The sequence below is a fragment of the Bradyrhizobium canariense genome (genome assembly GCF_018130465.1).
GTDB lineage: Bacteria > Pseudomonadota > Alphaproteobacteria > Rhizobiales > Xanthobacteraceae > Bradyrhizobium > Bradyrhizobium canariense_C.
Genome location: NZ_JAFCKJ010000005.1, coordinates 215,853 through 231,842, shown reverse-complemented (window position 1 = coordinate 231,842; position 15,990 = coordinate 215,853). Strand labels below are relative to the sequence as shown.

General features: G+C 64.5%; 13 protein-coding genes. 10 read left to right on the top strand and 3 right to left on the bottom strand.

Annotated features, from left to right (window positions below):
• The first annotated feature begins 22 nt into the window (after window positions 1-22).
• From JQ591_RS16670 to JQ591_RS16645, 6 genes are all read left to right on the top strand, one after another.
• Window positions 23-1,096 (top strand): radical SAM/SPASM domain-containing protein, encoded by a 1,074-nt coding sequence (locus tag JQ591_RS16670; protein WP_349630384.1) that lies wholly within the window; start codon window positions 23-25, stop codon window positions 1,094-1,096.
• Window positions 1,093-3,051 carry a RiPP maturation radical SAM C-methyltransferase gene (locus JQ591_RS16665; protein WP_211397102.1) on the top strand — a complete coding sequence of 653 codons (1,959 nt, stop codon included), beginning with the start codon at window positions 1,093-1,095 and terminating at the stop codon, window positions 3,049-3,051. Before JQ591_RS16670 ends, JQ591_RS16665 begins: the two co-directional genes overlap by 4 nt.
• Window positions 3,048-4,208 carry a radical SAM protein gene (locus JQ591_RS16660; protein WP_211397101.1) on the top strand — a complete coding sequence of 387 codons (1,161 nt, stop codon included), beginning with the start codon at window positions 3,048-3,050 and terminating at the stop codon, window positions 4,206-4,208. The genes JQ591_RS16665 and JQ591_RS16660 overlap by 4 nt, the downstream gene beginning before the upstream one ends.
• Window positions 4,209-4,231: 23 nt before the next feature.
• Window positions 4,232-5,635, top strand: coding sequence for a hypothetical protein (locus tag JQ591_RS16655; RefSeq protein ID WP_249137073.1), 1,404 nt, complete (start codon window positions 4,232-4,234; stop codon window positions 5,633-5,635).
• 22 nt (window positions 5,636-5,657) lie between these two features.
• Window positions 5,658-6,497: an aKG-HExxH-type peptide beta-hydroxylase gene (locus tag JQ591_RS16650; protein WP_211397099.1), complete on the top strand. Its 840-nt coding sequence runs from the start codon at window positions 5,658-5,660 to the stop codon at window positions 6,495-6,497.
• Between the two features lie 209 nt (window positions 6,498-6,706).
• Entirely contained in the window at window positions 6,707-8,326 is a 1,620-nt protein-coding gene (locus JQ591_RS16645) for a B12-binding domain-containing radical SAM protein (RefSeq protein ID WP_211397098.1), read from the top strand.
• Window positions 8,327-8,330: 4 nt separating this feature from the next.
• On the opposite strand, the gene JQ591_RS16640 is transcribed toward JQ591_RS16645, so the two are convergent.
• Window positions 8,331-9,719 carry an MFS transporter gene (locus JQ591_RS16640; protein ID WP_211397097.1) on the bottom strand — a complete coding sequence of 463 codons (1,389 nt, stop codon included), beginning with the start codon at window positions 9,717-9,719 and terminating at the stop codon, window positions 8,331-8,333.
• A gap of 171 nt (window positions 9,720-9,890) precedes the next feature.
• Between JQ591_RS16640 and JQ591_RS16635 the strand changes: the two genes are divergently transcribed.
• A complete protein-coding gene (locus tag JQ591_RS16635) occupies window positions 9,891-10,952 on the top strand; it encodes an isocitrate/isopropylmalate dehydrogenase family protein (protein WP_211397096.1) in 1,062 nt (353 codons plus the stop codon).
• 243 nt (window positions 10,953-11,195) lie between these two features.
• Here JQ591_RS16635 and JQ591_RS16630 read toward each other — a convergent pair whose 3' ends face one another.
• The gene (locus tag JQ591_RS16630; RefSeq protein WP_211397095.1) at window positions 11,196-12,290 is read right to left on the bottom strand and encodes an amidohydrolase family protein; all 1,095 of its coding nucleotides are present in this window, start codon (window positions 12,288-12,290) and stop codon (window positions 11,196-11,198) included.
• A 308-nt stretch (window positions 12,291-12,598) separates the two neighbouring features.
• Between JQ591_RS16630 and JQ591_RS16625 the strand changes: the two genes are divergently transcribed.
• Window positions 12,599-12,952, top strand: coding sequence for a UBP-type zinc finger domain-containing protein (locus tag JQ591_RS16625; protein ID WP_211397094.1), 354 nt, complete (start codon window positions 12,599-12,601; stop codon window positions 12,950-12,952).
• A gap of 111 nt (window positions 12,953-13,063) precedes the next feature.
• Here JQ591_RS16625 and JQ591_RS16620 read toward each other — a convergent pair whose 3' ends face one another.
• Window positions 13,064-13,807, bottom strand: coding sequence for an SDR family NAD(P)-dependent oxidoreductase (locus JQ591_RS16620; RefSeq protein WP_211397093.1), 744 nt, complete (start codon window positions 13,805-13,807; stop codon window positions 13,064-13,066).
• 168 nt (window positions 13,808-13,975) lie between these two features.
• Between JQ591_RS16620 and JQ591_RS16615 the strand changes: the two genes are divergently transcribed.
• Window positions 13,976-14,746 carry a methyltransferase domain-containing protein gene (locus JQ591_RS16615; RefSeq protein ID WP_211397092.1) on the top strand — a complete coding sequence of 257 codons (771 nt, stop codon included), beginning with the start codon at window positions 13,976-13,978 and terminating at the stop codon, window positions 14,744-14,746.
• 199 nt (window positions 14,747-14,945) lie between these two features.
• Complete coding sequence (locus tag JQ591_RS16610) at window positions 14,946-15,947, top strand: DctP family TRAP transporter solute-binding subunit (protein ID WP_211397091.1); 1,002 nt, start codon at window positions 14,946-14,948, stop codon at window positions 15,945-15,947.
• Window positions 15,948-15,990 lie beyond the last annotated feature (43 nt).

The following is a 15,990-nucleotide window of genomic DNA, read 5'->3' as shown; positions in this document are numbered from 1 at the left end:
CGGTTCGCCGGGCAGCCGGGATATGGGGTCGTCGGCCATGGCGCTCGGCGCACAATATTTATCCGATTTCCGCGCGGCCAGGGTGACGCCTAAGAATCTCGTTTTGAACGTCACGCTGAAATGCCCGCTCAAATGCTCGCACTGCTGCTTTTCATCTGACATGTTCCAAGGCGGCCATCTGTCCGCCGCGGACGTGCATAGCTGCATTCGCCAGGTCGCGCAGATCCCGTCGATGGAGATCGTCCATTTCGTCGGGGGCGATCCGATGCTGCATGCGGACATCGTTGCGGACGCGGTGGCGCTGGCGACATCGCTGGGCTTGCGCGCCGGCATCACCACGAGTGCGTTCTGGGCCAAGTCGCCCGCGCGCGCGATGGTGGCTGTCCGCCAATTGCGCACCGCCGGCCTTACAGAAATGACGTTGTCTTACGATGATCCACACGCGGAGTTCGTGCCGCTGAACTTCATTGCCAATGCGGTCGCGGCCGCGCGGGAGTGCGGCCTGCTGCTCAGGATCGCGGTGGTGATCGAGGCCGGCTCGAAGATCACCGCCGCCAGCCTGCGCGTCGACCTTGGGCTTCAGGATGAGCCCGGGATCAACATCTACGAAACTGTCGCCAATTCGACCGGTCGTGGCGAGGATACGGATGAGGAAACGCGAGCGGGGCGCGTTCGTCACGCGTCGGCTTACCGCGGACCGTGCGAATCCGTTCTCCACACCCTCACGGTCGATCACGAGGGCGGCATCCAGCCCTGCTGCGGCGTGCTTCCTCACTACGAATCCCTGAAGGTCGGCCACATCGCGGAAGAGGGAATCGAAGCCGCCATGCGGGCGGCCGCCGACGATCCGCTCTACAGATGGATCAGGCTGGAAGGACCTGTTGCCATTCTCGCGACTGTGACGGCCGACGATCCCGCGCCAATGCGCGTTGAGGATTTCGACGGCATTTGCACCGCCTGCGATCGCATCTTCCGCTCGCCGGAACTGCTGGCGCGCGTGCGCGCCGCCGCCGAAATGCGGCGGCCTCAAATCGAGACCTGCGAGATCCTGCTGGACGGCCAGGCCGCGCCCGCAAACATCGTGGCGATCCCATGAGCGTCGATGTCCTCTTCTGCTCGGCGCCGGTGATGTCCGTGGTGCGGCCGTCGGCGGCGCTTGGCCTGTTGCAGGCGCTGCTGCGGGAGAAGGGCATTTTGGCCGAGACGCTCTACCTGAACCTGCTCTTCGCCGACCGCATCGGGCTCGATCTGAACGAGCAGCTTGCGGAGAAGCTGCCGAGCCATCTCCTTGCGGGCGATTGGCTGTTCGGCGATTGCCTGGGCAGGCGGCCCGGCCGGCCGCAGGCGCTGCGCCATATCAGCGAGCTCGGCGTTGCGATCGAGCGCAAGGGGCTCGCGCAGCTCTACGAGATCCGTCGCGACCTGATCCCGTCCTTTGTCGCGGACGCGGCCGACCGGCTGCTCGAACGCAATCCCAAAATCATCGGCTTCACCTCGATGTTCGAGCAGACGGTCGCCTCGCTGGCGATCGCGGCTGCCGTCAAGGCGCGAGACCCCTCGGTCGTGATCTGCTTCGGCGGCGCCAATTGCCACGGGCCGATGGGCGCAGTGCTGCTGAAGAACTTCACGCAGATCGACCATGTCTTCAACGGCGAAGCCGATACCGTGTTCGGCCCGGCCGTCGAGGCGATCCTGCGCGGCGAGCAGCCTCGCGGCGTGCCCGGATGCCTGTCCCGCGATCAGCCTTCCGCCGGGGCAGCCGCCGGACCGACCGCCATGGATGCGCTGCCGATCCCCGACTACGCCGACTATTTCGCGCAACTGGCCGATCTGTCCGAAGCCGCGCGCGTGCGCCCCTCCATACCATTCGAGTCCTCGCGCGGCTGCTGGTGGGGACAGAAGCACCACTGCACCTTCTGCGGCCTGAACGGGGAGGGCATGGCGTTCAGGGCCAAGTCGCCGCCACGCGTGCTGCACGAGATCGAGACGCTGCATGCGCAATTCGGGATCGGACGTTTCGCCGCGACCGACAACATCCTGGGCATGAGCCACATCGACGGCGTGCTCGGAAAGCTCGCCGAACGCCCGGCGCACGGCTTTCGCTTCTTCTACGAGATCAAGGCCAACATGGACGAGGCGCAGCTCGAGAAGCTGGCGCTCGCGGGGACGGTCTGGTTGCAGCCCGGCATCGAGAGCCTGTCCGATCCGGTGCTGCATCTCATGAGCAAGGGCGTGAGCGCCCTGCTCAATCTCCGCTTGCTGCGCAATTGTCGCGAGCTGGGTGTCGGGCTGGTCTGGTCGATCCTGTACGGATTTCCCGGCGAGCCCTGCGACGCCTACGACGCCGTCGCCAAAATGGCCCCGCTGCTCGAGCATCTTCAGCCGCCGGTCGGCTGCGGTCGCATCCGCCTCGATCGCTTCAGCCCCAATTTCGAACGCGCCGCGGAGATCGGGTTTCGCAACGTCACGCCGATGCCGGCCTATGGCGCGATCTACGACCTCCCCGACGAGGACCTCGCCAACCTTGCTTATTTCTTCGAGGGCGACGCGCCCGACGCCGCGCGCGAACAGGACCTGGTGTCGCTGAAGGCCGCAAGCGCCGCATGGCGCGCGCGATGGTTCGACCAGCCTTTCGCGCCGCAATTGACGATGACGGCCGTAGGCGCCGCTCATCTCGTCAGTGACACGCGGGCATGTGCGCTTCAGCCGTTCTATTGTCCGACACCGGTCGAGATCGCGGTGCTCGATTGGCTGCGCAATCCCTCGACCCGGCCGAACGTCGTCGCGCAGCTCGCGGGTCGTTTCGATGCCGCATCGATCGAGGCCGCCATGGATGCGCTCCTGACGCGGCGGTTCGCGATCGAGATCGACGGCAGGATGTTGTCGCTCGTCACCGAGGCCGGTCGAGAGGTCTTTGATGCCGAGGCCCGAGCCGAGTTTCCGCTCGGCTTCGTGCTGCCGCGCGGACGTGTGGCGGCTCAGCATGAAGAACATGCAAGCTTGACGGAGGTCCGCGAGGAACCGGTTGGCCTCGAACGGGTGCAGCCATGACCGTCGAAGTCCGGCCGCTCGGCGACAAGTGCAACATCAAGTGCCGCTACTGTTATCAGGAGGGCATCCGCACCGCCGGCAACGTGCCGACGCGTTACGATCTCGATGCGATCGTCGCGACGCTGGACAAATTGGCGGAACCATTCAGCCTGTTCGGCGGCGAGATCATGCTGACGCGCCGACCCGATCTCGAACGCTTGATGCGGCTTGGATTCGACCGCCACGGCGGCGTCGGCATGCAGACCAACGGCACGCTGATTGAGGAGCGCGACATCGAGCTGTTCAGGAAGTACCACGTACGCGTCGGCATCTCGATCGACGGGCCAGGCCCGCTCAACGACGCCCGCTGGGCCGGCAGCCTGCCGGCGACGCGGCGTGCGACCGCGCGCATCGAGGCGGCGATCGAGACGCTGTGCCGCGAGGGCATGCCGCCGAACGTGATCGTGACGTTGAACCGGATGAATGCCGCGCCGGATCGATTGAACGTGTTGTGCGCGTGGATCGGGTTTCTCGGCGGCCTCGGTGTCCGCAAGCTGCGCTTGCACTTGCTGGAGCAGGACGAAACCGAAGCCGGCGAGGGTCTCGCGCTCACCGCGCAGGAGAACCTTGCGGCTCTGCGTCGGTTGCGCCGGCTCGAACAAGAACTGCCGTCAGTCCAGTTCGACATCTTCGCCGAGATGGCCGCGATGCTCGGGGGAGATGATGCCCAGACCTCGTGCGTGTTCCATGCCTGCGATCCCTACGCGACACGCGCCGTGGTGGGCGTCGAGAGCGACGGCCGGCTCGGCAATTGCGGCCGTACCAACAAGGACGGCGTGACCCATCTGCGTGCCGGCCGCGAGGCGTTCGATCGCCAGCTCTCGCTTTATCGCACGCCGCAAGCCGATGGTGGATGTCAGGACTGCCGGTTCTTCCTCGCCTGCAAGGGCAATTGTCCGGGCACCGCGATCGGCGGCGACTGGCGAATGCGCTCGATCGATTGTCCGGTGTGGTTCGGCCTGTTCGAAGACATCGAGACCGAACGTCTTGCAAACGGGCAAACCGCGATCAGCCGGTCGGAGCACCGGTCCGAGCTCGAAGCGAAGATGATCGCAGCGTGGTCGATCGGCGACAATCCGACCCTGCATTCACTGCTGCAACAGGCGGAAGCAACATGAATTCCGCGGGGCCGACATGCTGGTTGACCTGGCCCCGTCCTCCGCTCGCGGCCACACCGCGCGAGCCCGATGCCGCCAAGGCGACCGCGCAGCGCATCAGCTTCAGCGGCCCGCAGGCGCGCGCGCTCTGGCAGCCGCGTCTGGAACCTCTCAGGCATGCGGCGCTTGCGATCGAGCTGGAGATGGTGCGTCGGAAGCGGATTCCGGCGACGGTGCTGTGGACCAGCTATGATGACATCGGCGCGCTGACCGAGCGGGCGCGCTCGATCGGCCTCGACGCCAAGCCAATCAAGGCGTCACTCGGTTATGCCGCCGACTGGTCGCTTGAGGCGTCGATCGACGACCCGAAACGATTGCTCGATTATGCCTTCCTGATCGGCGCTGCGCCGCTCGATACGTCGATCGCCGAGCCGGCGGCGGATGGCTTCGAACAGACAGCGATACGGTTCGGCTATCCGGCGTGCTGTGCAAAGTCCTGGGCAGACCACCTTCGGCGCGGCGGAAGCGATCCGTTGGCCGGCTTGCTTACGTGTGGTGACAAAACGCCCGTGCATGCCCACGTCGCGCTGGCGGTACTGGGATTGGGGCCGGTGAGACACGCGCCGTGTTCATCGAGTTGCCCAGCGACGCGCGAGCGTTCACACGAGTTCATCGATCTCGGCCGCGAGCTTGGGTTCGCCGAAGAAATGAATTGGCTCGACGAGATCGCGGATTGGGCGGTCGATGCATCGCTGGTCAACGGCATCGCCGAGGTCACGACGGCTGCGTATCGCTGCACATGGCTGTCCGACGAGGGCATGCCGCCTCGTCATGGCGCAGCGGCGACACGCCCGGCAAAACGAGAGCGCGCGGCGGCCGCGATTGCGAAGCCCGCGGATAGCGCCGACATCCTTACCGAAATCGGCATTGGATTTGAAGCGGCCGGCTTCGACAATCCCTTCGCCATGCGCTCGCGCTTCAGCACCGTGGTCTGGGAGCAGACCGCTGCGCTGCGCCGCGCTGCATCGGTCGTGCACGTCGGTTGCGGCGAGGGATTGTTGCTGGAGCTGGTCTCACAGACAAAGCCAAGGCTAAAATTGTACGGCATCGAGCAAGATGCCGCGGCAGCGGAGGCCGCGCGCCGGCGCGTCGGTGCGTCACGGCCAATTCTCGGCGGATCCAGCATTGAGGCGCTTGCGGCGTTGTCGCGTCTTGCGCCCGAAGGCATCGATCTCGCCTTCGTCGATCCGGAGCGCCTTGGCGACCGCGAAGCTCTTGCTGCCGTCTGCGCGATCGCAAAATCGGTGATCGTGATCGGCACCGACCGCTCGCTGTACCGGCACAACGACATCGATACGCTTGCGGCAACGATGGGGCTTGCCTTGCTGCCGGGACGCGCAGGGCGCGTGTCCGCAGCGCTCTCGGCGACCAGTGGTCGCCCGCATTGACCGGTTCGAAGGAGATCTCGCCATGGATGCGACGTCGATTGACTGGGAACGCACGGCACGACCGCAAGCCGACGGCTACGACACCGCCGTCGCGCTCGGCCTGATCGAAACCGAACCGACACCGTGGCGGCCGCTGCCGCCGCGGCGGCCTCCGGTGAATGGTGCGCCGGCGATTGCGGAGGGGAGGGTTGCCCTGCACACCGAGGATCCGCTGCTGCCCGCGCCGCGGTTTGTCCCGGATGCGCAAGCTGTCGCGGCAATGGAACAGGCGCTTCGCTACGTCCGCCGCTGGCCGCTCGCTGCGAAGCAATGGCCTGATATCGTGCACACCATCCAGTGCTATCTCGACACCGAGCAGCCGGCCGATGGCCCCGGCCGCCTGGGCTCGGCCAGCCATTCGGTCGACGCGCGTTTCGGCGTCATCGGCCTCACGGTCAATTGCCCGCTCGCGACCGCGCAGGCGATCGTCCATGAGATGGCCCATCACAAGCTGAGGGCTTTTGGCGTCGCCAACGAGAATGCGATCCGGATCATCAGCAATCCGCAGGACGAGCTCTATCCCAGCCCGATCGTGGTCGACCGGCCGCGTCCGATGACGGCCGTCCTGCACGCGCAATATTCGTTCATCCACGTCACCCAGCTCGACGTGCACATGCTCGAGCAGGAAGACGACCCGCAAGTCCGCAGCGACATCCGCGTACTGCTGGCACGCAATGCCTCGCGGATGGAGTCGGGGTTCGAGACGTTGCGGCAGCACGCCCGCACTGATGCGCCCGGCCGCGAGTTTCTCGGCGCGTTCTTCGCCTGGTGCAGCGACGTGCTGGCAAGCAGCCGGAAGATGCTGGCGACCGAGCGCTGCTGATTGATTCGCCTGCACCGCGTGCCGGGTTCCCGGCTGGCCGCGGCGCGCAGGCGTCTCTGAACGCCAATTCGCGGCTTGGGACGACGTCCGGCGGTGAATGGCGGGTTCCCGGCTCGATTACCGCTGCGCCGCAGCGACAGTTTGTCCTTTTTGCCGGGATGCAAGTCGATGACGCTTTGCTACAGTGGGACCAAGCCAAAAGGGGTTCCATGAACGCACCGCAGCCTTGCAACGTCCTGATGCTCTATCCGCTATTCTCGGCAGAGTCCTTCTGGAGCTTTGGCGAATCCTGCAAAGTGTTGGGCGTGAAGCGCCCCGCCGCCCCCTTGGGCCTGATCACCGTTGCCGCGATGTTGCCCGAGAGCTGGACGGTCCGGCTGATCGATTGCAACACGGAGTCCTTCGGGGACGAGGATCTTTCCTGGGCCGACGTCGTCTTCACCGGCGGAATGATGCCGCAGCAGGCCGACACGCTGCGCCTGATCGAAACGTGCCGTGCCGCGGGCAAGCCGGTGGTCGTCGGCGGTCCCGATCCCACCTCGAGCCCTCACATCTATGAGAGGGCCGACTTCCAGGTGCTCGGCGAGGCCGAAAGCGTTCTCCACGAATTCGTCGCGGCCTGGGACAGTGGCGCACGGTCCGGCGTCTTCATCGCGCCGAAATTCCAGGCCGACGTCACCAAGACGCCGGTGCCACGCTTCGACCTGCTGAAGTTCGAGGATTACCTTTATCTCGGTGTGCAGTATTCCCGCGGCTGTCCGTTTACCTGCGAGTTCTGCGACATCATCGAGCTCTACGGACGCGTGCCGCGAACCAAGACGAGCGCGCAGATCCTGATCGAGCTCGATACGCTCTACGCCATGGGTTACCGCGGCCATCTCGACTTCGTCGACGACAACTTCATCGGCAACAAAAAGTCGCTGCGGCTGTTCCTGCCCCAGCTCGCCGAATGGCAGCGGGCTCACGGCTATCCGTTCGAACTGTCGACTGAAGCCTCGGTCAATCTGGCCGACGATCCCGAGCTATTGGACCTGATGGGGCAGGCGAATTTCTTCGCCATCTTCGTCGGTATCGAAAGTCCGGATCCGGCGACGCTGGTCGCGATGCGGAAGAAGCAGAACACGCGGCGCAACATCGCCGAGAGCATCCACAAGATCTACGCCGCGGGCATGCTCGTGACCGCCGGCTTCATCGTCGGCTTCGACAACGAGAAGCTCTCGATGGCGGATGCCATGATCGACTTCATCGAGGAGGCCGCCATCCCGGTCGCGATGGTCGGCCTGCTCTATGCGTTGCCGAACACGCAACTCACGCGCCGCCTGGAGCGCGAAGGCCGGCTGCACCCGGGCCACGACCTGGCGCCGACCATCGGCGCCGATCAGTGTACCGCCGGCATCAACTTCGATCCGGTGCGCCCGTTGCGCGACATCCTGACGGACTACAAACGCGTGCTGGAGCACATCTACAGCCCGGCTGCCTATGCAAGACGCGTCGATCGCCTGATGACGCTGCTCGACCGTTCCAGGCAGCGGCAGGAACTCGCCGAAGGCGATATTCGCGCGGGGCTCGGGGCGATGGAAACGGTGCACAAGGTCGTCACAGCCCTTCCCGAGGCGCGTGGGCCGCTCTGGCAGACCTTCATGAACTGCGCCAAGCGCGACACGTCATCGGCGCGAATTGCGGTGCAGATGATCGCGGCCTATGCGCATCTCGGGCCGTTCTCGCGCAAGGTCATCGATGCGATCGACGTGCGCCTCGCTGCGCTTGACGAGGAGACGGTCATTCCGGTCGCAACGGTCGACGTGACGGCGGCCCGACATCTGGCTTGACGGTCTACCTCACCGCCAGCCGCAAGAAGCTCATCACGCTGCCGAGCGCGGCAAAGCCGGCGCCGAGTGCCAGCGCTACGGTCGCGCCGTCGTGATCGGCGAGCGAGAAGCAGGCTGCGGCGAGCGCGGCCCCCGTCGTTTGTCCGGTCAGGCGCGCGGTGGCGACGATGCCCGAGGCGCTGCCGCTGCGATGCGGCGGCGCGCTCGACATCACCGCCTTCATGTTCGGCGCCTGGAAAAAGCCGAACCCCATGCCGCAGATCACCATCCGCCAGATAATGTCGGGGATCGCAGGATTGGCCGGCAGCATCGCGAGCAGCGCCATGCCGAGGCCGAGCAGCACGAGCCCGATGCCGCCCAGCAATCCGACCGCGTGCCGGTCGGAGAGGCGCCCGGCGATCGGCGCCATGATGCCGACCACCAGCGGCCACGGCGTCATGAAGAAGCCGGTCTCGACCTGCGAACGGCCCAGCACATCCTCGAAATAGAACGGCAGCGAGACGAAGGCGAGACCCTGCACGGCAAAGGAGCACACCGCCGTCGCCGCCGACAGTGCGAACATCGGCCGGCTGAACAGGTCGATCGGCAGCATCGGCGCCGGATGGTCGGCATGGCGGCGCGTCAAGACAACGCCTAGCACCAGAGCCGTGACCAGCTCGATGCCCACGACCACCGGTGACAGATTATGCGCGGCGCTGCCGATGCCCGTGATGAACAACCCGAGACAGGCCGACGCCAGGATCGCGCCGAGAAAGTCAAAGCCGTGATCGGCACGCGGCGTCTTCGGCAGCATCGCAAATCCGATGCCGATCGCGACGAGGCCGAACGGGATGTTGACTGCGAACAGCCATGGCCAGGGGCCGATCGCGAGGATGGCGGAGGCGATCGAGGGGCCGAAGGTGAAGGCAGTCGCGACCACCAGCGCGTTGTGGCCGAAGCCGCGGCCGAGCATCCTTCCGGGATAGACGAAGCGCACCAGCGCCGTGTTGACGCTCATGATGCCGCTCGCACCTAACCCTTGCAGCGTGCGCGCAACGAGCAGGCTCTCCAGCGACCAGGCCACCGCGCAGAACAGCGAGGCGATGGTGAACAGGATCAGGCCGCCGAGATAGATGCGCTGGTGCCCGACGATCTCGCCGAGCGCCCCCAACGGCAGCAGCGTCGCCACCAGCGCGATCTGGTAGACGTTGACCACCCAGACCGATTGCTCCGGGCTGACATGCAGGTCGCCGGCAATGGCGGGCAGCGCGATGTTGGCGATCGCGGTGTCGAGCGAGGCCATCGCCAGCGCCGTGAAGATCGCGGCGATGGCCCAACGCCGCTGTGCGGCCGGAAGGCCGTCGGCAATGGAGTGGTCGGGCTCGCGCGCGGCGGCAGGTAACGTGATTGTCATTGCGTTAGCGCGTTGCTCCGGCGGCGTGGCTGAGGGGACTTTTGGCATGTACTACGGCGCGGCGGCCTTCCACAGGCATATGCTTGCATGCTGTGTATGCGCGAAGGCTGGGCGATGATTCCGGGCGTTGGCGTATCATCGCGCGAACTGCTGCAATTTCAGGGGATCGCCATGCACATCGTCGTTCTGCCCGGTGACGGCATCGGGCCCGAGATCACGACCGCGACATCGGGCGTGCTGCGCGCGGCCTCCGAGCGTTTCCAGCTCAATCTGCGCCTGGAGGAGCACGCAGTCGGCCATGCGAGTCTCAAGCAGTTCGGTACGACCGTGCGCCCCGAGCTGCTCGACATCGTCCGCGCCGCCGACGGCCTGATCCTCGGGCCGACCGCGACCTTCGATTTCAAGGACGAGGCGCATGGCGAGATCAATCCATCGCGGCATTTTCGCAAGAACCTCGACCTCTACGCCAATGTCAGGCCCGCACGCACCTATGCGGGGCGGTCCGGCCGGGTCGGCGATTTCGACCTCCTCGTGGTGCGCGAGAACACGGAAGGGTTTTACGCCGACCGCAACATGGAGCAGGGCAATGGCGAGATGCTGGTCACGCCCGATGTCGTGATCTCGCTGCGCCGGATCACGCGCCTGTGCTGCGAGCGCATCGCGCACGCCGCCTGCCGTCTCGCGATGAAGCGGCGTCAGCATCTCACCATCGTGCACAAGGCCAATGTGCTCAAGCTCGGCGACGGGATGTTTCTCGACATCTGTCGCGAGGCGGCGAACGCCTATCCCGGCCTCGGGGTCGACGACATCCTCGTCGACGCCATGATGGCGCATGTGGTGCGCAACCCCGCCCGCTTCGACGTCATCGTCGCCACCAACATGTTCGGCGATATCCTGTCCGATCTCACGGCCGAGCTTTCAGGCAGCCTCGGCCTTGGCGGCTCGCTCAATGTCGGTAACAACCACGCCATGGCGCAGGCCGCGCATGGCTCGGCGCCCGACATCGCCGGGCAGGACGTCGCCAATCCGGTCTCGCTGATCCTCTCGACCGCGCTGCTGCTCGGCTGGCATGGCGAGGACAGCGGCGCGGTGCGATACGAGGAAGCCGCACGTGCGATCGAGGCGGCGGTGGCGAAAGCGATCGGCGAGGGCAGGGCGACGCGCGACGTCGGCGGCAAGCTCGGCACGATCGCAGCGGGGGCCGCGATCGCGGAGATCTTGCAGGAGGGGTGAGGTGGTCCTGCGGGCCTTGCGTGTTTTTCTGGGGCCCGAAACAAAAAAACGCGAAAACAACCCCATGCACAGTAGAAGGCCCCTTGATTAATAAGGGATTTCCGAATCGCGCAACGACGACATTCGCCGCTGCCATGACGTTGACCCGTCGGGCAAAACACTGGCAGGATGCTAGAGTGGTGGGGATCGGGAGCTGGGCCACACGCCAGCCGCAAGCCGCTCCCGGCTTTTCAGGATGATGCTCTAAGCCTGCAGCCGGGGAACGAGACGTATCGCATTCTCATGGCCAATCGCATCGAGATCCCCTGTCGAGAGGCCGAGCTTCTGCAGCTGCGCGAACTGGCCAAGGCCGAAATAGGGATAGTCGGTGCCGTAGGTGATCTGGGAGGCGGGGACCAGCTTGAGCAGCGCTGCCATGGACGGCGCGAAGGTCGCGTTCGCGGTGTCGTAGTGAAGCCGGCGCAGCTCTCCCTCAATCCCCTCCGGCGCAAATTCCTTGAGGTCGGGCCGCGCCCCGTAGAACGAATTGATCCGCCCCGCCATCATCGGGATCGTGCCGCCGGCGTGCGAGAACAGCCATTTGATGTCGCGGTGGCGGGCAAATGAGCCGCTGAGCAGAAGGCTCGTCACCGTGCGCGTGGTGTCATGCGGGACTTCGATCACCGCCGGAAACGTGCCGACGCTGAGCGCACTACAGCAACTCGCGACCAGCGGATGCACATAAACCACCGCGTTGCGACGATTCAGCTCGTCGAACACCGGCCTGTAGGCTGCGTTGCCGAGCCATTTGTCGCCGTAGCTGCTTTGCAGCCCGATTCCGTCCGCCTTCAGCGTGTCGAACGCATATTCGATCTCCTTGAGCGTGGCGTCGATGTCCAGCATCGACAAGGTCGCGAACAAGCCGAAGCGGCCCGGATGATCGCGCATCATCTCCGCCGCGTACTCGTTGCAGGCGCGCGCTAGCCGGCCAGCTTCAGCCGGCCCAAGGTCGAACCACACGCCAGGCGTGGAGGCGACCGACAGGATGCCTGTGCGAATGCCATTGCGGTCCATGTCCTCGACGAGCTTCTCGCGGGTCCATGCGACCTGGCCGGGAAAGTGCGGCAGCTTGCGTGCGTCTTCGTAGCCAAGCCAGAGCTTCTGATATTCGGGCGGATAGAAATGGAGGTGGGTATCGATCAGCGCCGGCCTGGTCTGTCCGTGCACCGCGACGGCGGGGATGGCCGAGGCAAGGCCAAGTGCGCCTACTCCAGCGAGAAAGCCGCGGCGCGACGACGACGGGCCGCAACAGTTCGGGCAGGGCTGATGCCCTCGCGATGTCCGATCCCACATGTTCATGTTGCACGTCTCCCGTGACGAATGGGCAATGGCATGGCCCGTGGTGCTTTCACAGGCAGCAGTCTTGTCTGCAATCCGCTGGGCATGGACCGTGATTGTAGGGGATTGGAATGTGCCGATTTTTCGTCGCCGCGCTCGTCACGCCTTCGCATCGCGGCAGCAACTTTATGTGAACGCGCCCCCGATTGTACTGCGAGAGCCTCCGTGACGTCGCAACATTGACCCGTAGGGCAAAACATTGGCAAAATGCGATCGTGGCGGAGATCGCGGCGTGTATGCATTGGTGGTGGCGGCGGATGAGCTGACCTATGAAGTCTGAGAGGGATGGCATCAATCTCGCGGCCAAGCCAAGCGGAACGGGGTGCGTGGAATGCTCGGCTGCGGGCGGGTGGTGGTTTCACCTTCGCAGATGTGTCGAATGCGGTCACATCGGCTGCTGTGATGCGTCACCAAATCAGCACGCAACGAAACACAGCGCGGCGACAGGTCATCCGATCATCACGAGCTTCGAGCCGGGCGAACGATGGTTTTACGACTATCGCACGGGAGAGGCTTTCGCCGGCCCGAAGCTTCAAGGTCCTCACGCGCATCCGTTGGATCAGCCGGTGCCCGGACCGGACGGCGCGGTGCCTCCAGACTGGCAAACGCTGCTGCATGAGTAAGGCGGTAGACCGTAGGATGGGTAGAGCACTTGCGAAACCCATCAGGTTTCACGTCGTATGCTGTCGATGGGTTTCGCTGCGCTCTACCCATCCTACGAAGTCCAATCGGTTCTAGAACTGATACCTCCGCAGTCCCCCATCCACCGGGATCACCGTCCCCGTGATGTACCGTGCCACGGGTGACGCCAGAAACACCGCGAGCGCGGCGAGGTCTTCCGGCTCGCCCCAATAGCCGACGGGAATTTCCTCCTCGGCAAAGCGCTCGCGATAATCCGGCGCGTAGTTGCGGCGGATCTGTTCGCTCATGATGCGGCCGGGCGGGATGCAGTTGATAGTGATGCCATGCTCGCCGATCTCGCGCGACAGGCCCTTGGCCCAGGCGTGCACGGCGGCTTTGGCGGCGAACGCGGCGTTGAGGCCTTCCGGTTCGGACTTGCCGGTGATGTTGACGATGCGGCCCCATTTGCGTTCGATCATCTGCGGCAGCAGCGCATGCGCGATGCGGCGATAGCTGGTGAAGTTCAGCGCGATCGCCTCGTCCCATTTGCTGTCGGGCGCATCGACGGGGAGGGGGCGGCTGCCGCCGGCGTTGTTGATGAGGATGTCGACATGGCCGAGCTCTTTGAGCGCGAAGGCCGAAATGTTCTCCGCCGCGTCCTTGGCCATCACGTCCTGCTCGAACGGCGTGATCAGGCCGGCGCCGACTTCTTTCACGAGCTCGGCGAGCAGGTCGGTGCGCCGTGCCACGCCGACGACACGCACGCCTTCGGCAGCCAAGCCCTTGGCGATGGCGCGGCCGATGCCGACGCTCGCTCCGGTGACGACAGCGGTTTTCGATTTGAGCCCCAGATCCATGGTGAGACGCCCTCTTGTCTGCTTTTTTGCTTGTTGCTGTTGGTTTTGCCGTTCGGTTTGTTTGTTCGTTTCCTGCCTGTCCCGTCAGCCTGATTTGCCCGACCGGGACGAGCAGTGGTAACCAAGAGCCGCGTTGAAGGAAACACGAAAAAGAAAAGGCGCTGAGCGATGGTCTGGGACCCGCAGCAATATCTGAAATTCTCCGGCCACCGGCTCCGGCCCGCCGTCGATCTCCTGATGCGGATTCCGGATTCTGGTCCGCGTGCGGTCGCCGATCTCGGCGCCGGCGCCGGCAACGTCACCAAGCTGATCAAGGAGCGTTGGCCGGACGCAACGGTGACCGGTGTCGAGGGCTCAGCCGAGATGGTTGCCGCCGGCCGCAAGGCGGCGCCGGATGTCGAATGGTCACACGAGGACCTCGGCCACTGGCGTCCGACGAAGCAATATGACGTGGTCTATTCCAATGCCGCACTGCACTGGCTGCCCAATCATGCGGCACTGTTTCCGTCGATCATGGAGAAGGTGACGCCCGGCGGGATGCTCGCTGTGCAGATGCCGCGCAACTTTCTGGCTCCCTCACATGTGCTGATCGGCGAGACCGCGCTGAACGGTCCCTGGCGGTCCAAGGTCGAGCATCTCGTCACGCCGCCGCCGGTCGAAGGGCCGGCCTACTATCACGGTCTTCTTGCTCCGATGTCGGCCAATATCGACATCTGGGAGACCGAATATCTGCAAGTGCTGGAAGGCGAGAACCCCGTGAAGGAGTGGACCAAGGGGACCTGGCTGACGCGCTATCTCGACATCCTGCAAGGCGACGAGAAGACCGCGTTCGAAGTCGCCTATGGCGAGCGGGTGGCAAAGGCCTATCCGAAGAACGCCGCGGGACAGACGCTGTTTCCGTTCCGGCGTCTGTTCATGGTCGCCCAGCGCAAGGGCTGATCGCACTGCCGCAATGCGACATAAGCGCTCGCTTCCGGGAACGGCAGCGGGTGCCGGGTTGCGCATTCAGCAGCCGTCAAGATAGCTTGGCTGCGGCAAATTGGGCTTAGGTCTAGTTGTTCGGGTGGCGGATTGCTGTCACTACTGAAATCGGAAAATAAAAAAGACCCGGTTTTAGAGGTTGTTGGGAGGTTTCTTCATGCGCAAGCTGCTTCTTGCGGTCGCCGCCGCAGCTATTCTCGTGGCGCCTGCCGTTGTCCAGGCCCAGAGCCCGATCGTCATCAAATTCAGCCACGTCGTCGCCAACGACACCCCCAAGGGCAAGGGCGCCCTGAAGTTCAAGGAACTCGCGGAGAAGTACACCGACGGCAAGGTCAAGGTCGAAATCTATCCGAACTCCACCCTCTACAAGGACAAGGAGGAGATCGAAGCGCTTCAGCTCGGCTCGGTGCACATGCTCGCGCCCTCGACCGCGAAATTCGCACCGCTCGGTATCAAGGAGTTCGAGGCGCTCGACCTGCCCTGGCTGTTCAAGGACGACCAAACCTATTCCAACGCGATGAAGGGCACGGTCGGCAAGTGGCTGTTCCAGAAGCTCGAGACCAAAGGCATCACCGGGCTCGCTTATTGGGACAACGGCTTCCACATGCTCTCCGCCAATCGTCCCTTGGCGAAGCCGACCGATTTCCAGGGTCTCAAATTCCGCATCTCCGGATCGAAGGTCGCCGACCAATATCTCCGCATCATGGGCTCGATCCCCCAGATCATGGCGTTCTCCGAAGTCTACCAGGCCTTGCAGACGGGCGTGGTCGACGGCTGCGAGAACACCGCGTCCAACTACCTGACGCAGAAGTTCTACGAGGTGCAGAAGGACATCACCGTGTCCTATCACGCGCACCTGCAATATGCCGTCATCGTCAACTCGAAATTCTGGTCGGGCCTGCCGCCTGATATCCGGACCCAACTCGAAAAGGCGATGGCGGAGGCGTCCGACTACACCAACTCGATCGCGCGTCAGGAGAACGAGGATGCGCTGGCCGAGATCAAGAAGACGGGCAAGACCACGCTGCATTATCTGACTGACGCCGACCGCAAGGCATGGCAAGAGGCGATGCAGCCGACCTACAAATGGGCGAAGGGGCGGGTCGGGCAGGAGGTGCTCGATCTCGTCGCCAAGGAACTCGACGTCAAGATGAACTGACGTCGCACCGACATAAGAACAACCATGAACGGTCGGGGGTGAT